The organism is Nonomuraea sp. JJY05, from assembly GCF_043496855.1.
Taxonomy (GTDB): domain Bacteria; phylum Actinomycetota; class Actinomycetes; order Streptosporangiales; family Streptosporangiaceae; genus Nonomuraea.
The window spans coordinates 1-20,886 of the sequence record NZ_JBIEIS010000014.1; the positions used below are offsets into that span (position 1 = coordinate 1).

At 71.8% G+C, this 20,886-nt stretch carries 24 protein-coding genes; 15 read left to right on the forward strand and 9 right to left on the reverse strand.

Features of this window, described 5'->3' with window-relative positions:
• Together ACFKCF_RS22900 and ACFKCF_RS22905 are read left to right on the forward strand one after the other, a co-directional pair.
• A partial coding sequence (locus ACFKCF_RS22900; RefSeq protein ID WP_394496464.1) for a hypothetical protein occupies nucleotides 1-681 on the forward strand: 681 nt, incomplete at its 5' end.
• 152 nt (nucleotides 682-833) lie between these two features.
• Nucleotides 834-1,322: a hypothetical protein gene (locus tag ACFKCF_RS22905; protein WP_394496466.1), complete on the forward strand. Its 489-nt coding sequence runs from the start codon at nucleotides 834-836 to the stop codon at nucleotides 1,320-1,322.
• A 116-nt stretch (nucleotides 1,323-1,438) separates the two neighbouring features.
• On the opposite strand, the gene ACFKCF_RS22910 is transcribed toward ACFKCF_RS22905, so the two are convergent.
• Entirely contained in the window at nucleotides 1,439-2,101 is a 663-nt protein-coding gene (locus ACFKCF_RS22910; RefSeq protein ID WP_394496468.1) for an NAD(P)-dependent oxidoreductase, read from the reverse strand.
• Between the two features lie 109 nt (nucleotides 2,102-2,210).
• Between ACFKCF_RS22910 and ACFKCF_RS22915 the strand changes: the two genes are divergently transcribed.
• From ACFKCF_RS22915 to ACFKCF_RS22925, 3 genes are all read left to right on the forward strand, one after another.
• On the forward strand, nucleotides 2,211-2,579 hold the full coding sequence (locus ACFKCF_RS22915) for a winged helix-turn-helix transcriptional regulator (protein ID WP_394496470.1): 369 nt from the start codon (nucleotides 2,211-2,213) through the stop codon (nucleotides 2,577-2,579).
• 158 nt (nucleotides 2,580-2,737) lie between these two features.
• Nucleotides 2,738-3,727: a GTP 3',8-cyclase MoaA gene (gene moaA / locus ACFKCF_RS22920; protein ID WP_394496471.1), complete on the forward strand. Its 990-nt coding sequence runs from the start codon at nucleotides 2,738-2,740 to the stop codon at nucleotides 3,725-3,727.
• A gap of 4 nt (nucleotides 3,728-3,731) precedes the next feature.
• Nucleotides 3,732-5,099, forward strand: a complete 1,368-nt coding sequence (locus ACFKCF_RS22925; protein ID WP_394496473.1) for an NTP transferase domain-containing protein — start codon at nucleotides 3,732-3,734, stop codon at nucleotides 5,097-5,099.
• A 303-nt stretch (nucleotides 5,100-5,402) separates the two neighbouring features.
• Here the strand turns inward: ACFKCF_RS22925 and ACFKCF_RS22930 are convergent, their stop codons facing one another.
• Complete coding sequence (locus ACFKCF_RS22930) at nucleotides 5,403-5,717, reverse strand: DUF3099 domain-containing protein (protein WP_394496475.1); 315 nt, start codon at nucleotides 5,715-5,717, stop codon at nucleotides 5,403-5,405.
• Between the two features lie 99 nt (nucleotides 5,718-5,816).
• On the opposite strand from ACFKCF_RS22930, the gene ACFKCF_RS22935 reads away from it, so the two are divergent.
• Both ACFKCF_RS22935 and ACFKCF_RS22940 read left to right on the forward strand, forming a co-directional pair.
• The gene (locus ACFKCF_RS22935) at nucleotides 5,817-6,029 is read left to right on the forward strand and encodes a dodecin (protein ID WP_185076887.1); all 213 of its coding nucleotides are present in this window, start codon (nucleotides 5,817-5,819) and stop codon (nucleotides 6,027-6,029) included.
• A 134-nt stretch (nucleotides 6,030-6,163) separates the two neighbouring features.
• A complete protein-coding gene (locus ACFKCF_RS22940) occupies nucleotides 6,164-6,721 on the forward strand; it encodes a hypothetical protein (RefSeq protein WP_394496476.1) in 558 nt (185 codons plus the stop codon).
• A gap of 57 nt (nucleotides 6,722-6,778) precedes the next feature.
• Here ACFKCF_RS22940 and ACFKCF_RS22945 read toward each other — a convergent pair whose 3' ends face one another.
• Both ACFKCF_RS22945 and ACFKCF_RS22950 read right to left on the reverse strand, forming a co-directional pair.
• Nucleotides 6,779-8,149: a metallopeptidase TldD-related protein gene (locus ACFKCF_RS22945; RefSeq protein WP_394496477.1), complete on the reverse strand. Its 1,371-nt coding sequence runs from the start codon at nucleotides 8,147-8,149 to the stop codon at nucleotides 6,779-6,781.
• Complete coding sequence (locus ACFKCF_RS22950; protein ID WP_394496478.1) at nucleotides 8,146-9,639, reverse strand: TldD/PmbA family protein; 1,494 nt, start codon at nucleotides 9,637-9,639, stop codon at nucleotides 8,146-8,148. Before ACFKCF_RS22950 ends, ACFKCF_RS22945 begins: the two co-directional genes overlap by 4 nt.
• 77 nt (nucleotides 9,640-9,716) lie before the next feature.
• On the opposite strand from ACFKCF_RS22950, the gene ACFKCF_RS22955 reads away from it, so the two are divergent.
• Both ACFKCF_RS22955 and fabI read left to right on the forward strand, forming a co-directional pair.
• Nucleotides 9,717-10,412, forward strand: coding sequence for a beta-ketoacyl-ACP reductase (locus ACFKCF_RS22955; RefSeq protein ID WP_394496480.1), 696 nt, complete (start codon nucleotides 9,717-9,719; stop codon nucleotides 10,410-10,412).
• A 1-nt stretch (nucleotide 10,413) separates the two neighbouring features.
• Nucleotides 10,414-11,178 carry an enoyl-ACP reductase FabI gene (fabI, locus tag ACFKCF_RS22960; RefSeq protein WP_394496482.1) on the forward strand — a complete coding sequence of 255 codons (765 nt, stop codon included), beginning with the start codon at nucleotides 10,414-10,416 and terminating at the stop codon, nucleotides 11,176-11,178.
• Nucleotides 11,179-11,251: 73 nt separating this feature from the next.
• On the opposite strand, the gene ACFKCF_RS22965 is transcribed toward fabI, so the two are convergent.
• Together ACFKCF_RS22965 and ACFKCF_RS22970 are read right to left on the reverse strand one after the other, a co-directional pair.
• Nucleotides 11,252-12,073 carry a hypothetical protein gene (locus tag ACFKCF_RS22965; RefSeq protein WP_394496484.1) on the reverse strand — a complete coding sequence of 274 codons (822 nt, stop codon included), beginning with the start codon at nucleotides 12,071-12,073 and terminating at the stop codon, nucleotides 11,252-11,254.
• 136 nt (nucleotides 12,074-12,209) lie between these two features.
• Nucleotides 12,210-13,157, reverse strand: a complete 948-nt coding sequence (locus ACFKCF_RS22970) for an aldo/keto reductase (RefSeq protein WP_394496485.1) — start codon at nucleotides 13,155-13,157, stop codon at nucleotides 12,210-12,212.
• Nucleotides 13,158-13,282: 125 nt separating this feature from the next.
• On the opposite strand from ACFKCF_RS22970, the gene ACFKCF_RS22975 reads away from it, so the two are divergent.
• The 5 genes from ACFKCF_RS22975 to mshC all read left to right on the forward strand — a co-directional run bounded on the left by ACFKCF_RS22975 (nucleotide 13,283) and on the right by mshC (nucleotide 17,245).
• On the forward strand, nucleotides 13,283-13,969 hold the full coding sequence (locus tag ACFKCF_RS22975) for an MSMEG_4193 family putative phosphomutase (protein WP_394496487.1): 687 nt from the start codon (nucleotides 13,283-13,285) through the stop codon (nucleotides 13,967-13,969).
• 9 nt (nucleotides 13,970-13,978) lie between these two features.
• A complete protein-coding gene (locus tag ACFKCF_RS22980) occupies nucleotides 13,979-14,527 on the forward strand; it encodes a DUF3090 domain-containing protein (protein WP_394496488.1) in 549 nt (182 codons plus the stop codon).
• The gene (locus ACFKCF_RS22985) at nucleotides 14,524-15,291 is read left to right on the forward strand and encodes an SCO1664 family protein (RefSeq protein ID WP_394496490.1); all 768 of its coding nucleotides are present in this window, start codon (nucleotides 14,524-14,526) and stop codon (nucleotides 15,289-15,291) included. The genes ACFKCF_RS22980 and ACFKCF_RS22985 overlap by 4 nt, the downstream gene beginning before the upstream one ends.
• Before the next feature lie 72 nt (nucleotides 15,292-15,363).
• Nucleotides 15,364-16,011, forward strand: a complete 648-nt coding sequence (locus tag ACFKCF_RS22990) for an NRDE family protein (RefSeq protein ID WP_394496491.1) — start codon at nucleotides 15,364-15,366, stop codon at nucleotides 16,009-16,011.
• Between the two features lie 10 nt (nucleotides 16,012-16,021).
• On the forward strand, nucleotides 16,022-17,245 hold the full coding sequence (gene mshC, locus ACFKCF_RS22995; RefSeq protein ID WP_394496493.1) for a cysteine--1-D-myo-inosityl 2-amino-2-deoxy-alpha-D-glucopyranoside ligase: 1,224 nt from the start codon (nucleotides 16,022-16,024) through the stop codon (nucleotides 17,243-17,245).
• Nucleotides 17,246-17,871: 626 nt separating this feature from the next.
• Here the strand turns inward: mshC and ACFKCF_RS23000 are convergent.
• Nucleotides 17,872-18,606 carry a sirohydrochlorin chelatase gene (locus tag ACFKCF_RS23000; protein ID WP_394496495.1) on the reverse strand — a complete coding sequence of 245 codons (735 nt, stop codon included), beginning with the start codon at nucleotides 18,604-18,606 and terminating at the stop codon, nucleotides 17,872-17,874.
• Nucleotides 18,603-19,769: a uroporphyrinogen-III synthase gene (locus tag ACFKCF_RS23005; protein WP_394496497.1), complete on the reverse strand. Its 1,167-nt coding sequence runs from the start codon at nucleotides 19,767-19,769 to the stop codon at nucleotides 18,603-18,605. Before ACFKCF_RS23005 ends, ACFKCF_RS23000 begins: the two co-directional genes overlap by 4 nt.
• 199 nt (nucleotides 19,770-19,968) lie before the next feature.
• Between ACFKCF_RS23005 and ACFKCF_RS23010 the strand changes: the two genes are divergently transcribed.
• Nucleotides 19,969-20,481: a peptide deformylase gene (locus ACFKCF_RS23010; protein ID WP_394496499.1), complete on the forward strand. Its 513-nt coding sequence runs from the start codon at nucleotides 19,969-19,971 to the stop codon at nucleotides 20,479-20,481.
• A 139-nt stretch (nucleotides 20,482-20,620) separates the two neighbouring features.
• On the opposite strand, the gene ACFKCF_RS23015 is transcribed toward ACFKCF_RS23010, so the two are convergent.
• Nucleotides 20,621-20,863 (reverse strand): WhiB family transcriptional regulator, encoded by a 243-nt coding sequence (locus ACFKCF_RS23015; protein ID WP_394496501.1) that lies wholly within the window; start codon nucleotides 20,861-20,863, stop codon nucleotides 20,621-20,623.
• Between the last annotated feature and the right edge of the window lie 23 nt (nucleotides 20,864-20,886).

Consider the following 20,886-nt stretch of genomic DNA (forward strand, 5'->3'; position numbering starts at 1 on the left):
GCACCCGCGCCCGCCCAAGCACCCGCTCAAGCACCCGTTCAAGCTCCCGTTCAGGTGCCCGTTCAGGCACCCCCTCCCGTGCTCGCTCCGGCGCCCAGCCAGGCCCCGTCGCTCGCCCGGAAAGCGGCCCAAGCGCCGCAGGAAGCCGAGCAGGCCCTGGAGGGAGCCCTGCCGCAGCTGACCTGGCGCACCGCGGGACCGGGATCCGGCCCGCCGGCCCGCATGGCGAACGGCTGGGAGACCTGGCGCTTCCTGCCCGACAAGCAGCTGAACCGCTACTACCCGACCGGCATCTGGACGATCACCGCCACCGCCAGGGGAGCGGGCGGGGCGACGGTCACCGAATACGCGTCGTTCCAGTTCAGGCGGGACACGAAGCTCTCGTCGGTGCGGGCCGACAAGCTCGAAGGCTCGGATCTGGTACGCCTGCGCGGCTCGCTCCGGCGGGTGGACCCGCGCGGCTACACCGACTACGGCCCGTTCGCCAGGCAGCGGCTGGAGATCCTGTGGCGCGGCGACGAGGCCTCGGCCTGGGAGCGGATAGGGCAGACGACGACGGACGCCTCCGGCACCTTCGAGGCGACGGTTACGGGCCGCTCGGGGGGCTTCTGGCGCGTCCGCTATCCCGGAACGGGACACTACGCCTCAGACGCCTCCAAGTCCCGACAAATTACGCAATAGCCGAAAAGATGCCTATAGCACGGCCTTAAACCGCCGTTGCGGAATTGTGATCAGCTTTACCACAACTTTTCCTTACCCTTACGCGTCATTGGCGTTGACGTGGCCCCGTCTTGGGGTCGCGTTCGAGACGGGGAAGGAATTCCATTTTGAAGATGCGACGTCTAGCCGCCGGCCTGGCGGCTGCCGCCCTGGGCGCGACGATGGTGGCGACCGCCGCCTCGCCCGCCCTCGCGGACCCGGACCCGGGCCTGGACCCGGATGTCGCGGGCTACACGAGCCTGCAGTTCGACGCGAACCCCGAGCCCGCATGGCGGGGCCGGCCCATCACTCTCGAGGGCAAGCTCTCCGTGCAGTGCGACGAGGACTACATCAGTGGCCTCGTCTCGGTGCACAACGCCGACTACTGCAAGGACTCGGAGCGCTGGCACCGTCTGGCCTGGAAGCGGATCGTGATCCTCTTCCAGCCTGACGGCAGCGGCCGCTGGGAGTACGTGGACACCATCAGGACCAGCGGCAAGGGCTACTTCTCGACGCGGGTTCCGGCCCGCACGTCGGGTACGTGGCGCGCGGTCTTCGAGGGCTCCCGCTCGCTCTCCCCGGCGGAGGGCAAGGACTGGGTCAAGGTCGTCGGCCGCCGCTGATCCACCCCGAAACGCCCGGCCTCTCCGGCCGGGCGTTTCCCATTCCCGCCCCTTTCTCCCGACATCGCGATTCCCACTACCTCCCTAGACGCCCTGAGCGCGGGAACCGGCGGTGTCTAGTACGACACGGCGACCTGGACGCGGTGATGCCGGGGCCGTTCGACCTCGTCCACCACCGCCACCCCCAGATCGGCGAACGAGAACACGGGCTCCAGCGCCGGTACCTCCCCGCCCCCGATCCGGTACCGCCCGGTCCGGGACGCCGCCTCATCGAGGAACACGGGCGGCGGCGCGAGCACCACCCAGTCGAGCCCCGACCCCTCGAACACCTCCAGCTCCGCCGCATGCCCCAGCGAGAACGCCCGCGCCTCGGCCGGGAAGTCCGGCGTGTCCACGAGCCGAACCCCCGGCGACACCTCCAGCAGGCTCCCGATCCCGACCGCCACCAGCCGGGACACCCCAGCCTTCCGCAGCCCGCCGGCCAGCGCCCGGGCCGCCGCCGTGTAGAACTCCTCCGACGACATGTCCAGCCGGGCCGCCACCTGGACGGCCGCGTCGTGCCCGGCCGCGACCTCCGCCACGCCGGCGAGGTCGGTGACATCCCCGGCCACCACCCGCACCCGCCCCACGGACTGACCCGGCCCGGAGGAATCCCACACGCCCGCGTACTTCCCGGGATCCCGGACGACGGCCGTCACCTCGTGCCCCCGCCCGACCGCCTCGGCGACCACGCGCACCCCGGCCCGCCCACCGGCACCGAAAACGACGATCTTGCTCACCTTCACCACACCCTTCTGCCTGGGCCGGCCTGTCCGGACCGGCCGCTCAGCGGAGACGGTAAAGGGTGAGATATCGCTTTCCGCAACGATAGTTACCTACGATGTCGGGATGGCCGAGCCACTCGATCCGGACATGTTCACCGGCTGCCCTCCGGTAGCCGCGCCGATTCGCATCGGCGACAAGTGGACCGCGAAGCTCATCCGTTGCCTGGAATCGGGCCCACGTCGCTTCAAGGAGCTTCAGACCACGCTGCGCGGCATCACCCCGAAGGTCCTCACCGAGTCCCTGCGCGCCATGGAGCGCGACGGCTTCCTCACCCGCACCGCGTACGACGAGATCCCGCCGCGCGTCGAGTACGAACTGACCGACCTCGGGCGCAGCCTCATCGGACCCATGAACGCGGGCTGCGAGTGGTCGAGAAACCACCTGGCCGACCTGATGCACGCCCGCGAGGCGTGGTACGAGGCGGCGGGATGAACAGGGGGACGCGGCGGCCTCTCCCGCCGCTCTGATCCGTTCGTGTGGAATCGATCTAGCGGGCAAAGCGTTGTCGTGCGGTGAAGGAGTGATTTTGAGCGCCGCCCGACGGGCGTCGTAGTCTGGCCCTCTGGCGAACGAACAGGAGGTGACGCCCCATGTTGCGAGACTCGTTCGGACGGGTGGCGACGGATCTGCGGGTGTCCCTCACGGACAAGTGCAACCTGCGCTGTACGTACTGCATGCCCCCGGAAGGCCTCGACTGGCTGCCCAACGCGCAGCTCCTCACCGCCGACGAGATCGTCCGCCTCGTGACCATAGGCGTCGAACGCCTGGGCATCACCGAAGTGCGCTACACCGGTGGCGAACCCCTCATCAGGCGCGAGCTGGTCGACATCGTCGCCCGCACCACCGCCCTGACCCCCAGGCCGCAGGTCTCGCTGACCACCAACGGCATCGGGCTGGCCCGGCTGGCCGGGCCGCTGGCCGCCGCCGGGCTCGACCGGGTCAACGTCTCGCTCGACACGCTCGACCGCGACACGTTCAAGCGGCTCGCCCACCGGGACAGGCACGCCGACGTGATCGCCGGCCTCGCCGCCGCCGACGGGGCGGGCCTGCGTCCCGTGAAGGTCAACGCGGTGCTCATGCGCGGCATCAACGACCACGAGGCCGTACCGCTGCTGCGCTGGTGTCTCGACCAGGGCTACGAGCTGCGCTTCATCGAGCAGATGCCCCTCGACGCCCAGCACGGCTGGACCCGCGAGGGCATGGTCGACGCCGACGAGATCCTCGACCGGTTGTCGGGCGCGTTCGACCTCACGGCGGACGACCTGGAGGAGCGCGGCAGCGCGCCGGCCGAGCGGTTCCTCGTGGACGGGGGGCCCGCCCGGGTCGGGGTGATCGGGTCGGTGACGCGCCCGTTCTGCGGGTCCTGCGATCGGGTCCGGCTCACCGCCGACGGCCAGGTACGCAACTGCCTCTTCGCGAGGGAGGAGTCCGACCTGAAGACGTACATGCGCGAGGGGGCCTCCGACGAGGAGCTGGCCGAACGCTGGATGGCCGCCGTGGCCCGCAAGCGCGCCGGCCACGGCATCGACGACCCGTCCTTCCTCCAGCCGGCCCGGCCCATGTCCGCCATCGGCGGCTGACGACGTGACGCCCTCGGCCGAGAGCCCGGGCCAGGTGGCCTTCGACGCGGTGATCCTGGCCGGGGGAGAGGCGCGCCGGCTCGGCGGGGCGGACAAACCCGGCCTCACCGTGGGCGGCAGATCCCTGGTCGAGCACGTGGTGGCGGCCGTCGCGGACGCCCGCACGACGATCGTCGTCGGCCCCGGGCGCCCGATCCCCGGAGCGGTGTTCGTCCGCGAGGACCCGCCGGGAGGCGGCCCCGTCCCGGCCCTGGCGGCCGGACTGAACGAGGTCACCGCCCCATGGGTGGTCGTGCTCGCGGGCGACCTGCCGTTCATCACCGCCCCCCACGTCACCGCCCTCCTGAACGCCGCCACAACCCGACCACCCACCACCCACCCGGCCGCACCGACCATCCCGGCCGGAGCCCCAGCACCCCAGCCGCCCACCAAAGCCGCACCCCCGACGCCGGCTGACGCCGTACCTCCGACGCCCGCCGACGCCGCATCTACGACGTCCGTTAACGCCGCAGGGCCGACGCCCGCTGACGCCGCACGCCCGACGCTCGGTGCGACGGCGCGGCCGGTGTCCGGTGAGAGGGTGCGGCCGGTGTCCGGCAGCGTCGTCATCCCGGCGCCCGGCCACTTCGCGGAAGCTGCGCCCGGAGGCGCGGCGCGGTCAACGCCCGAGAGCGCGGGGCGGTCAACGCCCGAGAGCGCGGCGCGGTCAGCGTCCGGGAGCGCGGCGCGGTCAGCGTCCGGGAGCGCAGCGGAGCCGGGCGTCGGCCCTGCGATGCCCGGCCAAGCGGCCCACCCGACGCCTCAGGACGCCGCAGCGGCGATGCCTCGTCACGCCACCAGGGCGACGGAGGGTGCCGCGCCGCCGGCGGCCGGAGACGCCCGCCAGCGGACGCCCGAGGAAGGGGCGGTCGGCGGGGTGGTGATGGTGGATGACGGCGGCCGGGAGCAGTGGCTGGCCGGGGTGTGGCCGACGGCCCGGCTCAAGGAAGCCCTCGCCGCCTACCCGGGCCGCTCGCTCAAAGGCCTGCTCGGCCCCCTCACAGCCGTGCGGCTGGCGTTGCCGGGAAGGCCGTGGTTCGACTGCGACACAATGGACGACCTGGAGGAGGCTCGCATGCACGTGCTCAACGAATGGACCGCGCTGGCCTGCAAGGAGCTGGGCATCGACCCGGCCACCGTGGACCGCGACCTGATTCTCGACCTCACCAAGGAGGTCGCCCACGGCGTGGCCAGACCGGCCGCGCCCTTGACGGCGTATCTGCTCGGCCTCGCCCAGGGCGCCGGGACCGCCCCCGACGACGCGGCGGCGAAACTGATCACATTGGCGAAGAACTGGGGACAGGCCACAGCCGAGACGCTGACAGACAGCTGACACTCGAACGAACTCTTGAAGTCAAGCCGTCCTCCCGCCTGAAGATTTCCTGTGAATAACGAGGCGGGAGGGAGTGCAAACGGTTTCGGGAAAGCGGCCCTATCGGACTGCGGCCGGCGTCGCCACGCTGATCAATAGTTCCGGGAAAGGGCGACGCCGGGTGGTTACGGGGGCAAACCACCCGGCGTCGCGTCATCGGCGTTCCGACGGGGGCCCGGAACGCCGGCACCAGCACTCCGACGGGGGACCGGAGCGCTTGCCTAAAGCGTACACCTACAACCCGTGGGATGCGTCAAGACTTAGTCACGACCCGATCTCGCGTCGATGCAGCGGTATCTCGGTTTGGTTAGCTTCAGGGGTCTCAAAGGTAGGCGGAGGGGCAGCCTTCCCTCTCTCATTGGCCCCGATTACTGCTATGTATGGCAAAAAGACGGCCGCCGCGATGAACAGCAGGCGGTACGGCCACGGCACCGGCACCACGACCGCCAGGATCAGGCAGATCGTCCGGATGCCCATCTTGATGAGGTAGCCGATCTCGCGCTTGCGGATGTCGTCCGTCAGCGACGGCTTGGCGTCCGTGACCTGGTGGACGTCCGGTCTCCTGCGCCACCCCTTCATGTCTTCCACCGTAGACCTGGAAGAGGCAGGGTGCGACAGCGCCCCGGTGCGGGAACAGGGGTCATGCGATCATGGCCTTCGAGTAAGGAGGATGAGGAGATGACGGATCGAACGTACCGGGTCACCGAGATCGTCGGAACGTCGGGTGAGAGCGTCGACGAAGCCATCCGCAACGGCATCAGGCGGGCCTCGCAGACGCTGCGCCACCTCGACTGGTTCGAGGTGACGGAGATCCGCGGATACCTCGACGCGGGAGAGGTCGCGCACTTCCAGGTCGGCATGAAGGTCGGCTTCCGCCTCGAGGACGCCTGACCTCAAGGACACCTCGCGGGCCGTGTACGGCTCTCTGGCGGCCGTAGGGGGCCGTGCAGGCCCCGGGGGAGCCCGGGGGGATCGAGGGCCGTCCCGCCGCCCCTCGCCGGAGGCGAGAGGTTAGATTGGCCGGTGTGAGTGTTGAGTTCCGGATCCTGCTGGTGTGCACGGCGAACATCTGCCGTTCCGCCATGGCGCAGGTGATCGCCGAGGCGATGCTCAACTCCGCGCACCTGCCCGTGGCGACGGGGAGCGCGGGGGTTCAGGCGCTGGTCGGCCAGCCGATGGCCCCCCACGCGATCACGGCCCTCCACCGGCTGGGCCTGGACGGCCGGGCGCACCGTGCCCGGATGCTGGACCTCGACCTGGTCAGGTCGGCCGATCTGCTCCTGACGATGGAGTCCGGGCACCGGGCCGTGGCCATCGGGATCGACCCTCAGGCGGAGCGCAGGACGTTCACGCTGCCGGAGTTCGCCGAACTGGCGGCCGGGGCGGGGCACCGCCGTTACCGGTCGGACACGGCCGAGCGGGCGCGGGCGATCGTCGAGTCGGCCGCCGAGCGGCGCGACGTGCGGCGGGTGCTCGAGGTGTACGACCCGTACGGGGGCCCGTACGAGGGTTACGAGGCGTGCACCAAGACCCTCGGCGAGGCCCTCAGCCACGCCCTGGGCGCGCTCCTGGGCCCCCGCTGAACGACCGCCCGCTGATGACCGGGGCCGCGCCCGGGAGGGGCGCGGCCGCCGGGATGGTCAGCTGGCCTGGCTGACCGTCGACATGTTGAAGTCGGGCACCCGCACCGCCGGCATGATCGTGCGCTGGAAGTAGTCGTTCCACTCCCGGGGCAGGGTGCGACCGCCCGCGCCCACCTCCGTCAACCGCCCGAGCAGGTCCACCGGGCTCTCGTTGAAGCGGAAGTTGTTCACCTCGCCCACGACCTCGCCGTGCTCGACCAGGTAGACGCCGTCCCGGGTCAACCCGGTCACCAGCAGCGTCTGCGGGTCGACCTCGCGGATGTACCACAGGCAGGTGACGAGGAGCCCGTGCTCCGTGGAGGCGATCATCTCCTCCATGGACCGGCCGCCGTCGGGGCCCGACATGATCAGGTTGTCGATCGGGGGCGTCACCGGCAGGCCGCTCAGCTCCGCCGAGTAGCGGGTCTGCAGCAGCGCCTCCAGGCTCCCGTCCTTGATCCAGTCGGTCGGCCCCAGCGGGAGCCCGTTGTCGAAGACCGAGCTCTGCCGGCTGGAGGCGTGCGCCGTGACGAACGGCGCGCACGCGATGCCCGCGGCCGACGGGTCGCTCGACAGCGTGACGGGCAGCGTGCCCAGCCGCTCGCCCACCCGCGTGCCGCCGCCGGGCTTGGAGAACACCGAACGCCCGTCGAGCGCGTCCCTGGCCCCCGCCGACCAGAACAGGTAGATCATCAGGTCGGCCACCGCGCTGGGCGGCAGCAGCGTCTCGTAGCGCCCGGCCGGCAGGTCGACCCGGGTCTTGGCCCACTCCAGCCGCTGCGCCAGCGAGGAGTCGAGCGCCGCGACGTCCACGTCCGTGAAGTCCTCGGTGGACACGCCCGTCCACGCCGAGCGCTTCAGGTCGCCCGACTTGGCGTTGAGCTCCAGGCGCCCGGTCGGCTGGTCGTGGCGCAGCCGCAGGCCCGCCGACGTGCCGAGGAACGTCGAGGTCAGCGAGTGCTCCGCGAACCCGTACAGCTTCCTGCCGCCCGCCTCCGCCGCCGCGAACGCGTCGCCGAGCGCGGGCGCGAACCCCTCGAACACCCCGATGTCGGTCGGCTGGACGGCCGAGCCCCAGTGCGGCGACTGCGGCACGCCCTCGACGAGGGCGCGGGCGTCCTCGGCGGGCTGGGCCTCCCGCGCGGCCGCGTCGGCCGCCGCCACCACGTCCGCGAGCTGATCGTCGCGTACGGCGGCCCGCGAAACGACCCCGACGCCCTGCCCCGCGATCGAGATCACGGTCAGCCGGGCCGAGCGGGCGACGCCGTTGGTGGTGAGCGTGTTGCCCGCGAACCGCAGGTTGGCCGTGGACTCCTCGTCCACCAGCACCACGCAGTCGTCGTTCGCCGAGAGCTCCAGGGCCTTCTCGACCATCTCCTGAGGCGTCACTTGCCACCCTCCTGAACGGTGTTGAGGATCCGCACGCCCCTGAACAGCGCCGACGGGCAGCCGTGGCTGACCGGCGCGACCTGGCCCGGCTGGCCCTTGCCGCAGTTGAAGGCGCCCCCGAGCACGTACGTCTGCGGCCCGCCGACGGCCTCCATCGACTGCCAGAAGTCCGTCGTGGTCGCCTGGTAGGCGAAGTCCCTGACCTGCCCGGCCAGCTTCCCGTGGGAGATCTTGTACGCCCGCTGCCCGGTGAACTGGAAGTTGTAGCGCTGCATGTCGATCGACCAGCTCTTGTCGCCGACGATGTAGACGCCCCGCTCCACGCCCGAGATCAGCTCGTCGGTGGAGGGGCCGTCCGGCGCGGGCGCCAGCGACACGTTGGCCATGCGCTGGATCGGCATGTGCCCCGGCGAGTCGGCGAACGCGCACCCGTTGGACCGCCCGAGCCCCTTCATCAGGGCCATCCGCCGGTCGAGCTGGTAGCCGACCAGGATGCCGTCCTTGACGATGTCGAAGCTCTGCCCCTGCACGCCCTCGTCGTCGTAGCCGATCGTGGACAGGCCGTGCGTGACCGTGCGGTCGCCGGTCACGTTCATCAGCGGCGAGCCGTAGACCAGCTCGCCCAGCTGGTCGAACGTGGCGAAGCTGGTGCCCGCGTACGCCGCCTCGTAGCCGAGCGCCCGGTCCAGCTCGGTCGCGTGGCCGATCGACTCGTGGATCGTCAGCCACAGGTTGGACGGGTCGATGACCAGGTCGTAGTCGCCCGCCTCGACGGAGGGCGCCGCCAGCTTCTCGGCCAGCAGCTCGGGCAGCCTGGCCAGCTCGCCCTGCCAGTCCCAGCCCGTGCCCGTCAGGTATTCGTACCCGCGCCCGACCGGCGGCGCGAGCGTGGACATGTCGTCGAAGCCGCCCTCGTGCGCCTTCATCGCGTTGAGCTTCGGGTGCACCCGCACCCGCTGCTGCGTGGTGACCGTGCCGGCCGTGTCGGCGTAGAACTTCTGCTCCTTGACCTGCAGCAGCCGCGCCGACACGTGGTCGGCGCCCTTCAGCAGGCCGGCCGACCAGTCGGCCAGCAGGCTCACCTTGTCGGCCGAGGAGACCTCGAACGGGTCGACGTCGTAGGCCGACACCCACACGGCCTCGGCGTGCACCGGCTCGGGCGCCAGCTCGATGGGCTCCCGGTTGATCGGGGCGCTCACCTCCGCCACCCGCACCGCCTGCTCGGCCACGGCCGCGGCGGCCTCCGGGGTCAGGTGGATGCCCGCCGCGAACCCCCACGTGCCGCCCTTGACGACACGCACGGCGTAGCCCAGGTCGTCGGCGTCCATGGCGCCTTCGAGCCGGGCGTCATAAAGGCTGAGCGTCTCGGCTCTGACGCGTTCGAGGCGGAAGTCGGCGTGCTCGGCGCCGAGCTCGCGGGCGCGTTGCAGGGCGGCGTCCGCCAGCTGCCGCAGCGGCAGCTCCAGGAAGTCGGGATCGATCTGGCGCATGTCCACGATCCTAACCCTGTGATCTTGTGCCACCCGGACAACCGGATACCCGCCGGTAGGAGATAGCGTCTGGTGCCATGGCACGCTCTGTACTCGTCACCGGGGGCAATCGCGGCATAGGCCTCGCGATCGCCCGTGAACTCGCCGCGGCCGGCGACGCCGTCGCGGTCACCTACCGATCGGGGGAGCCGCCCGAGGGCCTGTTCGGCGTGCGCTGCGACGTCACCAGCATGGCCGACGTCGAGGCCGCGTTCGACAAGGTCGAGGCGGAGCAGGGCCCGGTCGAGGTCCTCGTCTCCAACGCCGGCATCACCAAGGACACGCTGCTGGCGATGATGAAGGAGGACACCTTCACCGACGTCATCGACGCCAACCTGACGGGCGCCTACCGCGTGGCCAAGCGGGCCATCCGCCCGATGATGAAGCTCAAGCGCGGCCGGATCGTCCTCATCTCCTCCGTGGTCGGCCTCACCGGCCAGGCCGGCCAGGCCAACTATGCCGCCTCCAAGGCCGGGCTGGTCGGCTTCGCCCGCTCCCTGGCCCGCGAGTACGGCTCGCGCAACATCACGGTCAACGTGGTCGCGCCCGGCTTCGTGGCCACCGACATGACGGCCGACCTCGACCAGGAGGCGATCGTCTCGCGCATCCCCCTCGGCCGGCAGGCGGCGCCCGAGGAGGTGGCCCGCGTCGTACGCTTCCTGGCCGGCGACGACGCCTCTTACATCACCGGGGCCGTGATCCCGGTCGACGGCGGACTCGGAATGGGGCACTGACGTGGGAATTCTCGAAGGCAAGCGGATCCTCGTGACCGGCGTGCTCACCGACGCCTCGATCGCGTTCTCGGTGGCCAAGCTGGCCCAGGAGGAGGGCGCCACGGTGGTGCTCACCGGGTTCGGCCGGCTGAGCCTGGTCGAGCGCATCGCCAAGCGGTTGCCGAAGCCGGCGCCGGTGCTGGAGCTCGACGTCCAGAACACCGAGCACCTCGACACGCTCGCGGCGCGGGTGGGCGAGCACGTGGACGGCCTCGACGGCGTGGTCCACTCGATCGGCTTCGCCCCGCAGACGGCGCTGGGCGGCAACTTCCTCAACACCACGTGGGAGGACGTCGCCACGGCCCTGCACGTGTCGACGTACTCGTTCAAGTCGCTCGCCGTGGCCTGCCTGCCCCTCATGAAGGAGGGCGGGGCGGTCGTCGGCCTCGACTTCGACGCCACGAAGGCGTGGCCCGTCTACGACTGGATGGGCGTGGCCAAGGCGGGCCTGGAGTCGTGCAGCCGCTATCTCGCCCGCGACCTGGGACAGCACAACATCCGCGTCAACCTGGTGGCGGCCGGTCCGCTGCGCACCATGGCGGCCAAGTCGATCCCGGGCTTCAAGGAGTTCGAGGACAGCTGGCCGGACAAGGCTCCGCTGGGCTGGGACCTGTCGGACACGATCCCGGCGGCCAAGGCCTGCGTGGCCCTCATGTCGGACTGGTTCCCGGCGACGACCGGCGACATCGTCCACGTGGACGGCGGTGTCCACGCCGTAGGCGCCTGATCAGAGGTCAGTGCGGGGTCTCGCGGGTCGCGGGGCCCCGCTTCCTGGTTCGCGGGGCCGCTCTCGGGGCCGGTCAGGCCAGGCGGTGACGGCCGTTCCCGGTGCCGGTGCCGCTGCCGGCGCGCGCCGGTTCGAAGGGGATCGACTCCACCGGCTCCGTGCGCTGCCGGCGCTGCTGGACGATCCGCGTGGCCAGCACCGCCGACCCCAGCAGCGCGATCGTCAGCGCCGTCCCCAGCACGTCCGAGGCGGGCGGGCTGGGCCGTACCACCCGCTTGTCCTGCATCGGCAGGGTCAGCTCATGGGCGAACGGATTGGGCCACAGCAGGTCCACCCGTGGCTCGTCCGTGTCGACCTTCGTCTCCTTCTCGACCACCGGCCGCCCCGTGTCCACGGTCTGCGGCCGCTGCTCCGGCGCCGTGGGCCGCTTGCTGGGCAGGGACTCCACGCCCCATTCGCGGGGGCGCGACGTGCGCGAGGGAGAGGGCGAGGGGGAGAGCTTCTGCGTGGCGTCCTCGCCCGCGCAGGCGAGCCCCGGCTGGCAGGCGCTGTCCGAGGGGGCGTCCTGCCCCGTCGCGGAGGTGGAGGGCGCCGGCGAGGACCTGGTGGTGGGCGTGGACTTCGTGGTCGGCACCACCTCTCCGACCCGGCCGAGCACCTCGTTGGTGGTGTCGTTGACGCCGTCCGTCACTTTTTCGGTGGTTCCGCCGGTTAAGGTGTCGACCGTGCCGGTGAGCGTGTTCACCACGTCGCACAGAGTGTTGGTCACCCCTGACAGCAGGCCCCCGTCGCGCGTACAGTCCTGCGCGTCGGCCGTCGCGGCCGTCGCGGCCCCTGGGACGGCCGCCAGCGCCACCGCGAGAACTCCAGCCGAGATCGCGGTCCTGGTCCCCATCCGTCCCCTCCCGCGTCGCTTCCGGGGGAAATCTTTATGGACATCGGACCTGAGACGCAGGCGTTTGGCAGGTAAAGTTGCGATTCGGTATCGACTAGTGATACGCGAGGGGGTCTCTCGTTCCTGGGGCGAGGGGTCAGTCGGGTGACGACACGTCATCGAGGGCATCTCGGATCTCTATGGGCAGCACCACGTCCTCGGCCGTCAGGGCCCCCGTGAGCTGCGCGTGCGTACGGGCTCCGACGATGGCCGAGGAGATCCCCGGCTGATCGCGGACCCAGGACAGGGCGACCGCCAGCGGTGAGACGCCGAGCCCGTCGGCGGCGGTCATGACCGACTCGACGACGCTGCGGCTGCGCTCATCCAGATACGGCCGGACGAAGTCGGCGAAGTGCGGGGTGGCGGCCCGGGAGTCGGCCGGGATGCCGGTGCGGTATTTCCCGGTCAGCACCCCGCGGCCCAGCGGCGACCAGGCCAGCACGCCAACACCCAGCTCGGCGGCGGCGGGCAGCAGCTCGCGTTCGGGCTCGCGGGCCAGCAGCGAGTATTCGGCCTGCGCCGAGGTGATCGGGATGCGGCCGGGGATCATCTTCTGGGTGACCGCCGCGACGGCCAGCTGCCAGCCGGTGTAGTCGCACACGCCCGCGTAGACGGCGCGCCCGGAGGAGACGATCGCGTCGAGCGCGGCCATGGTCTCCTCCAGGGGCACCTCGGCGTCGTAGGTGTGCAGCTGCCACAGGTCGACGTAGTCGAGCCCGAGCCGGTTGAGCGAGTCGTCGACCGCGGCGATCAGGTGGCGCCTGGAGGCGTCGCGCGGCCGGCGGCCGGTCGGCGTCACCACGGCCTTGGTGGAGATCACCAGCTCCGAACGCGGCACCGAGTCGCGCAGCATCCGGCCCAGCAGCCGCTCGGAGTCGCCACCGGTGTAGACGTCGGCCGTGTCGACGAGATTGCCGCCCGCGTCCATGAACGTGCGGAGCTGGGCGGCCGCCTCGTCGGCGTCGGTGTCACGCCCCCAGGTCATCGTGCCGAGCCCCAGCCGGGACACCGACAGGCCGCTGCGGCCGACATAGCGCTGCTCCATGATCCCGCCAGATTACCAACAACAAACCTGCTCATCGGGCTGCCGCACCACTGTTGGGTCGCGGTCGGGGCGGCAGCGGCGGCCCGCGTGGAGATGTTGTGATCCACGCCTGCGACACTTGCCGGGTGACCACGCTGCTTTTGGCCCGCCACGGGCTGACGGACCTCACCGGCCCGGTGCTGGCCGGACGTACGCCGGGGGTGCATCTGAGCGAGGCCGGCCGGGCGCAGGCCGCGGCGCTGGCCGCCCGCGTCGCGGGCGTCAGGCTGGACGCCGTCGTCTCCAGCCCGCTCGAACGCTGCCGGGAGACGGCCCACGCGGTCGCCGACGGGCGCGGGATGGACGTGCTCGTCGACGACCGGTTCATCGAGTGCGGCTACGGCGGCTGGACCGGCCGCCCGCTCAAGGAGCTCGCCAAGGAGCCGCTGTGGCAGGTGGTGCAGGCGCACCCCAGTGCGGTGACATTTCCGGAAGGGGAGTCCCTGGCCGGTATGCAACACCGGGCGGTCTCGGCGGTCCGGGAGTGGAATCAACGCCTGGGGGAGAAGGCTGTCTACCTGGTTTGCAGCCACGGCGACGTGATCAAATCGATCGTCGCGGACGCTCTGGGCCTGCATCTCGATCACTTTCAGCGGATAACAGCCGATCCTGCGGCCCTCACCATCATTCGCTATGCGCCCCTGCGCCCCTTTGTTCTCAGGCTCAACGATATGGGGGAATTGCGGCTTCCCGAGGATTCGGAGGAGAAAGACGGGGGAGAAAACATCACCGGGAGCGATGCCGCCGTCGGCGGCGGACCCGGAACCACGTAAGGTCAGCGTATGCCGGTCTTCGACTACGACCCACCAGAGAGGTTCGTCGCCGGTGCCCTGGGGCAGCCGGGCGCGCGCGCCTTTTTTCTGCAGGCCAGGGCCGAGGGCAGACTGACCACGGTGGCGCTGGAGAAGTTGCAGGTCGCCGCCCTCGCGGGCAGGCTCGACGAGTTGCTGGACGAGGTGCTGCGCCTGAGCGGGGGCACCGCGCACGTGCCCGCGCTGGCCCCGGCCGACCTGGCCGACGACGCGCCGCTCGACGTGCCCCTCTCGGAGGACTTCCGCGTGGGCACCATGGCGCTGGCCTGGGACGCGGAGAAGTCGCAAGTGGTGATCGAGGCGCAGGAGGTCGTCGACGAGGAAGACGTCGAGGCCGCCGACCCCGCGGTGCTGCGCGTGCGCATCAGCGCGGGAGCCGCTCGCGCCTTCACCCGGCGGGCCCTTGAGATCGTCGCCGCGGGCCGACCGCCGTGCCCGCTGTGCGGACAGCCGCTCGACGCTGCCGGGCACGTCTGCGTGCGCCTCAACGGATATCGCGGGGGTGAGGCGGCTTCATGACCGCTCCGGAGAGCGAACCGGCCGTCAAGCCGTCCCGGCAACCGCCGTCCATACAGGAGGATGAGGCTCTCGCGCTGCTGCGCGACGGCCGGCTGGAGGTGGCCGGCCGCCTCGTCGAGGCCACCAACATGACGCTCTACTGCTCGGTCAAGCTGGGCTCGCGCTCGGCCGCCTGCGTCTACAAGCCGGTACGCGGCGAGCGCCCGCTGTGGGACTTCCCCGACGGCACGCTGGCCGCCCGGGAGGTGGCCGCGTTCGAGGTCTCGCAGGCGACCGGCTGGAACATCGTGCCGCCCACCGTCTACCGCGACGGCCCCTTCGGGCCCGGCATGGTCCAGCTGTGGATCGACACCGAGCGCGAGGTCGACCTCCAGCGGCTGGTCAAGAGCCGAAACCCGCTGGTGCGCCGGATGGCGGTCTTCGACGCGGTGATCAACAACGCCGACCGCAAGGGCGGCCACCTGCTGCCGCTGCCCACGGGGCACGTCTACGGGGTCGATCACGGGGTCTGCTTCTCCGCCGAGGACAAGCTGCGTACCGTGCTCTGGCAGTGGCGCGGCAAGCCCCTCGCCCGCGAGGCGGTGGCCGTGCTGGCCAAACTGGAGCGCGACATCGAGTCGGGCTCGCTCGGGCGCAGGCTGCGCGAGCTGCTGACCCTGGAGGAGGTCGAGGCCACCTGGCAGCGGGTCAGGCGGCTGCTCGACACCGGCGTGCACCCGTACCCCTCCGAGGGCTGGCCCGCCATCCCCTGGCCCCCCATCTGAACCGTTCCCGGGCCCGTTCGGGGCCCGCCCCCTCCTGTCGGCGGCCGAAGCCCGTTTATTACCCTTTGCCCCATGTGCACGCTGATCGTGAGACCCGGGCGGACGCTCACCCTCATGGGCGTCAGAGACGAGTTCACCGACCGCCCGTGGGAGGCGCCGGGCGAGCACTGGCCGGAATATCCGGGCGTGGTCGGCGGGCGCGACCTCAAGGCCGGCGGCACCTGGCTGGCCGTCAACCCGGCGGCCCGCCGCGCCGCCGCGCTGCTCAACGGGCGTGGCCGGCCCGCGCCGGAGACGGACCGGCTCTCGCGTGGCGACCTGGCGCTGCGAGCCGCGTTCACGGGCGGGCCACCCGGCCCCGGCCTGACCCGCTACGACCCCTTCCACCTGGTGCTCGCCGACCTGGCGCGGATCCGCATGTTCAGCTGGGACGGCGACCGGCTGACCACCACCGACCTGCCCGACGGCATCAGCATGATCGTGAACACGGGCCTGGACCCGGCGAGCGAACGGGTCGTCGTCTACCTGCCCAGGTTCGAGAGCGAGACCTGGAGCGAGCTCATCAAGGCGGAGCCGTCCGCCGACCCCGGCGCGCTCATCGTCCGGCACGAGCTCCCCGACGGCCGGGTCTTCGCGTCCCTGTCGGTGATGGAGGTCTCACTCTCGCCGCAGGACGTGACGTACGAGTTCACTGACCTGACCGCTGATCGGGACAGATAGGCTCAAACACATGAGATCGTGGGCTGCCCAGAACGTTCCAAAGCTCCCAGGTGAGAGCATTCCGCTGAGTCTCTATGACACCTCGGCCAATCAGGTGAGGCAGAGCGATCCGGGGCCGACCGCCAGGATGTACGTCTGCGGCATCACCCCCTACGACGCCACCCACCTCGGCCACGCCAACACCTACCACGCCTTCGATCTCGTCGGCCGGATGTGGCGTGACGCGGGTCACGAGGTCCACTACACGCAGAACGCGACCGACGTGGACGACCCGCTACTGGAGCGGGCCGAGCAGACCGGCGTCGACTGGCGGGAGCTGGCCGAGCGGGAGATCGAGCTGTTCCGCGGCGACATGGAGGCGCTGCGGATCCTGCCGCCCCGCGAGTACGTGGGCGTCACCGAGGTCGTCGGCCGGGTGGCCGAGCTGATCTCCAGGCTGTCGGCCAAGGGCGTCACGTACGTCCTGGACGGCGACGTCTACTTCAGCGTGTCCGACGCGCCCAAGTTCGGGCAGGTGTCCGGCTACGACGAGGCGCAGATGCTGGCCCTGTTCGCCGAACGCGGAGGCGACCCCGCCCGGGCGGGCAAGCGGCACCCCCTCGACTGGCTGCTGTGGCGGGCCGAGCGGCCCGGAGAGCCCGCCTGGGACTCCCCGCTGGGCCGGGGGCGGCCCGGATGGCACATCGAGTGCACCGCGATCGCCCTGGACAGCCTGGGGGGCGGTTACGACGTGGCGGGCGGCGGCTCGGACCTGATCTTCCCGCACCACGAGTGCGGCGCCTCCGAGGGACACGCCCTCACCGGCGAGTGGCCGTTCGCCAAGTTCTACACGCACGCGGGCATGGTGGCGCTGGACGGCGAGAAGATGTCGAAGTCCAAGGGCAACCTGGTGTTCGTGTCCAGGCTCCGGGTGGCCCACGACCCGATGGCGATCCGGCTGGTGCTGCTGGCCCGGCACTACCGCGCGGACTGGGAGTACGTCCCGTCCCTGATGGCCGACGCCGAGCGGCGGCTGGCGCGGTGGCGCGCGGCGGTGGCGCTGCCCTCGGGGCCGCGCGCCGACGAACTGCTGGCCACGGTACGCGCCCGGATGGCCGACGACCTCGACTCCCCGGCCGCCCTGACCGCCATCGACGCCTGGGCGGAGGAGGCCCTCACCCAGGGCGGCCCCGACCCCGACGCCCCCGCCCTGGTCCGCGACCTCACGGACGCCCTCCTGGGCGTCGCCCTCTGACGCCGGCCTGCGAGCGCCGGATCTGACGGCGCTCTCGGCGGGGTGCCGGGTTCAACGGCCCTTCTTGGGACCGTCGAATTCGCCGCGCTCGGTGGGATGCCGGGTTTCGGCGGCGCTTCTCCGGGGCCTTCGAATTCACCGCGCTCGGTGAGGTGCCTGGTTCGGCGCGTTTCTGCGGGATCGTCGGGCGTGAACGGCGCTCGGCGGGGTGTCGCACTCTGACGGCGCTCCGCGGGTGCCGTGCCAACGGTGCTGCGGAGCCGTCGGGCTGACGGCGCTTCGCGGGCGTCGGGCCTTGAGGACCCTCGCCCGCCCGCAACAGCGCTCCGGGCCGGGAACGCCATGCACCCCACATCACCCCGCACCTCCCGGCTTAGTGCCTGCCGTCCGCCGCGCCGGAGGGCAGGCCCCGCCGGAAACCGCACGCCGCACGTCGCCGGGACCTGCGCTGGAGGGCAGGCGCCGCTGGAGGCCGCACCTCGGTGGGAACCGCACCTCGCCGGCAACGCGCCGCGTCGGCAACGGCGCCGGAGGGCGCGCTCCGCCGGAGGTCGCACCTCGCCGGGAACGGCGCCGGAGGGCGCGCTTGGCTGGAGCCGCAGCCCGCCGAAAAGCCGCAGCCTCCGTTACAAGGACGCCCGGTGCAGGCCGGGTGAATGCCGGGCGAGCCTGTGGCGCCGGGCGAGGGCGGTGTCGTAGCGGTGCCAGATGAGGGCCGCCACGTCCGGATCAGGCCCCAGCGGGTCGCTCACCAGCCCCGCCCCCGCCGCCGCCAGCCGGTCGTGGAAGTGGCCCGGCGCGAGCACGTACGAGGCGATGGCCACCCGGGCGGCCGGGGTCGAGCCGAGCCGTTCCATGGCCTCCTCCAGGGACGGCGAGCCGGCCGAGGCGAAGGCGGCCGTGACCGGCCGGGCCAGGCGTACGGCGAGCCGGTGGGCGGCGGCGCGGACGTCGGCGAGGGCGGAGGGGTCGGAGGAGCCCGCGGCCCCGAGCACGACCGCGTCCGTGGCGCGCAGCCCGGCGCGCGCCAGCTTGCGGACCAGCGCGGACGTCAGCAGCCGGTGCGGCCCCAGCCAGCCGGCGATCACGGCGTCGGGTCGGCGGGAGGCGATGACCTCCGGCAGGTCGATGTGGGCGTGGTAGCCGCCCGCCAGCAGCAGCGGGACGACGACCACGGGCCCGCGGACGGCGGGCAGCACGTCGGACAGCAGGGGCGAGCTGATCTCGAGGTAGCTCAGCTCGACCCGGTGCCCGGGACGGGCCCTCCTGACCGTCTCCGCCAGGGCCGACAGGGTCGACTCCCCGGCCGCACTCCGCGTGCCGTGCGCGGCCAGGACGAGTGTGGGCGTGCGTTCGATCACAGCCCCGCCTCGTACTGGCAGGCGAGCCGGTAGCCGCGCTTGACCACCGTCTCGACGATCCCGCTCGGCCCGAGCGCCCGCCGCAGCCGCGTGATCGCCATTTCCACCGCGTGCTCGGCCGAGTCGCGGGCGATGCTGCCGGGCAGCACGGTACGCAGATCGGCGCGGGACACCACGTGACCCGGCTTGTCGGCCAGGCGCTTGAGCACCGCCATCGGGGCCGGGGGCAGCGGGCGCAGCTCACCGTCCACCACCACCGCGTGACCGCGGATCTCCAGCCGGTGGTCGCCCGCCAGGAGCCGGGTCACCCCGTGCTCGGGCAGGTGCCGGGCCAGGGCGCGGGCCAGCGCGCCGAGGCGCGAACGTTCGGGCTGCAGCGTCGGCACGCCGCGCGAGGTCAGCGGCTCGGCGGTGACGGGCCCGACGCAGGCGGCCACGACCGTCCCGCTGAACGCCGCCAGCAGCGACTCCTCCAGCCCTTCGGCGCGGGCCGCGCCCAGCATCGCGTGCACGGCGGGCGCGCTGGTGAAGGCCACCGCGTCCACGGAACCGGAGATGGTCTGGCTGATGAGGCGGCGCAGCGGCGAGATGTCGCGGTACGGCAGCCACCGGTAGACCGGGATCTCGATCACCTCGGCCCCTGCTCGGCGCAGGTCCGCCACGAAGTCGCTGAGCGGCTCGCCGTGCTGCTGCACCGCGATGCGCCGCCCGCGCAGGTCCTGGTCGAGGAGGTACTGCTTGACCTCCTCGCACGATTCGGTGGCGGGCGTCCAGTGGTCGTTGAGCCCGGCGGCGCGTACCGCACCCCTGGCCTTGGGGCCGCGGGTCAGCAGACGCGCGTTCGCCAGGTGCTCGCCCAGGTCGGACGACAGGCCCCAGCCCTCGGCGGCGGCCATCCACCCGCGGAAGCCGACGCCGGTGGTGACCACCACGTCGTCGAGCGGCTCGGCCAGGCTGAGCCGGGTCGCGGCGAGCAGGTCGGCGTCCTCGGCCAGCGGGACCAGCCGGATCGCGGGGGCGCTGACCACCCGGGCGCCGCGCCGCTCCAGCAGCGCGCCGAACTCCTCGCGCCGCCTCGTCGCGGTCACGCCGACCGTGAAGCCCGACAGGGCGTCGGGGGCCGTCTCCGGGGAAGACCCGCCCTCAAGGGCAAGCACGCTCATGCCGGCACCTCCAGGTAGTCGAAGATGCCTGGCCGGGCCCCGAGCACCCGGCCAGGCATCACAGGCACGTGTGACGCAAGTGAGATCACCCTCCGATACTGCTTTCGGGTGGTTTCACCCACGGGTCTCCTCTGTTACCGCTGTGCTACAAGCCAGGTCTCCAGGGATTGGCGAGGCGCGGTCGCGGGAAACGTCAACGGTGACGACGTGGCCTATGGGGGAGTTGCGGGTGACGGTCCGGCCTATTCGCACGTTCGACGATCCGGTGCTGCGTTCGGTCGCGGAGCCGGTGCAGGACTTCGACAGGGAGCTGCGGCGCCTGGTCAAGTCGCTGACCGTCACCATGCGCGCCGGCGCCGGCCGCGCGGGCCTGGCGGCGCCGCAGGTGGGCGAGCCGGTCCGGGTGGTGGTCTACTCCTACGACGGCAAGTCCGGCCATCTGGTCAACCCCCGCCTCGAGCTGTCGGAGCGGCGGATCACGGCCGACGAGGCGTGTCTGTCGGCGCCCGGGGTGTGGTGGCCACTGGAACGTTCCTACATGGTCACAGCGCGTGGCCGCGACATGCTGGGCAAGCCTGTGACGGTCCGCGCGCTGGGGGTGCTGGCCAGGGTGCTGCAGCACGAGGTCGACCATCTCGACGGCGTGCTGTTCAGCGACCACCTGGAGGCGACCGAGCGGGAGCGCTTCCTCGCGGCGGCCCTGCCCGGCTGAGCGGTCCTGCCCGGTTGAGCGGCCCTGCCCGGCTGAGCGGTCCTGCCCGGTTGAGCGGTCCTGCCCGGCTGAGCGGTCCTGCCCGGTTGAGCGGTCCTGCCCGGCTGGACGGTCCTGCCCGGTTGAGCCGGGAGGCCGGTCAGGCGGCCGAGCGCACGACGAGTTCCCTGCGCTGCTGCGGATCGGTGCCGCCCCACACGCCGTGCGCCTGCCGCGTGGTCAGCGCGTACTCCAGGCAAGGCTCACGTACGGGGCAGCCGGCACACACATGCTTGGCCCGCTCGGCCTGCGACTGGCTCGGCCCTTCCATCGAGATCGGGAAGAACAGTTCCGGGTCCAGGTCGAGGCAGGCGGCCCTGCGGGTCCAGTCGAGCATCATCATGCTGCTCGCGCCTACCCAGCCGA

What these genes read in the sequence shown, in the direction of transcription:
- ACFKCF_RS22915 (WP_394496470.1), top strand. Translation starts at nt 2,211, where the DNA reads ATGGCCGAGCCACTCGATCCGGACATGTTCACCGGCTGCCCTCCGGTA.
- ACFKCF_RS23005 (WP_394496497.1), bottom strand. Translation starts at nt 19,769, where the DNA reads ATGAGCGTGCTTGCCCTTGAGGGCGGGTCTTCCCCGGAGACGGCCCCC.
- ACFKCF_RS22955 (WP_394496480.1), top strand. Translation starts at nt 9,717, where the DNA reads ATGGCACGCTCTGTACTCGTCACCGGGGGCAATCGCGGCATAGGCCTC.
- moaA (WP_394496471.1), top strand. Translation starts at nt 2,738, where the DNA reads ATGTTGCGAGACTCGTTCGGACGGGTGGCGACGGATCTGCGGGTGTCC.
- ACFKCF_RS22970 (WP_394496485.1), bottom strand. Translation starts at nt 13,157, where the DNA reads ATGGAGCAGCGCTATGTCGGCCGCAGCGGCCTGTCGGTGTCCCGGCTG.
- ACFKCF_RS22950 (WP_394496478.1), bottom strand. Translation starts at nt 9,639, where the DNA reads ATGCGCCAGATCGATCCCGACTTCCTGGAGCTGCCGCTGCGGCAGCTG.
- ACFKCF_RS22905 (WP_394496466.1), top strand. Translation starts at nt 834, where the DNA reads ATGCGACGTCTAGCCGCCGGCCTGGCGGCTGCCGCCCTGGGCGCGACG.
- ACFKCF_RS22965 (WP_394496484.1), bottom strand. Translation starts at nt 12,073, where the DNA reads ATGGGGACCAGGACCGCGATCTCGGCTGGAGTTCTCGCGGTGGCGCTG.
- ACFKCF_RS22980 (WP_394496488.1), top strand. Translation starts at nt 13,979, where the DNA reads ATGCCGGTCTTCGACTACGACCCACCAGAGAGGTTCGTCGCCGGTGCC.
- ACFKCF_RS22930 (WP_394496475.1), bottom strand. Translation starts at nt 5,717, where the DNA reads ATGAAGGGGTGGCGCAGGAGACCGGACGTCCACCAGGTCACGGACGCC.
- ACFKCF_RS23015 (WP_394496501.1), bottom strand. Translation starts at nt 20,863, where the DNA reads ATGATGATGCTCGACTGGACCCGCAGGGCCGCCTGCCTCGACCTGGAC.
- mshC (WP_394496493.1), top strand. Translation starts at nt 16,022, where the DNA reads ATGAGATCGTGGGCTGCCCAGAACGTTCCAAAGCTCCCAGGTGAGAGC.
- ACFKCF_RS22935 (WP_185076887.1), top strand. Translation starts at nt 5,817, where the DNA reads ATGACGGATCGAACGTACCGGGTCACCGAGATCGTCGGAACGTCGGGT.
- ACFKCF_RS22985 (WP_394496490.1), top strand. Translation starts at nt 14,524, where the DNA reads ATGACCGCTCCGGAGAGCGAACCGGCCGTCAAGCCGTCCCGGCAACCG.
- ACFKCF_RS22990 (WP_394496491.1), top strand. Translation starts at nt 15,364, where the DNA reads ATGTGCACGCTGATCGTGAGACCCGGGCGGACGCTCACCCTCATGGGC.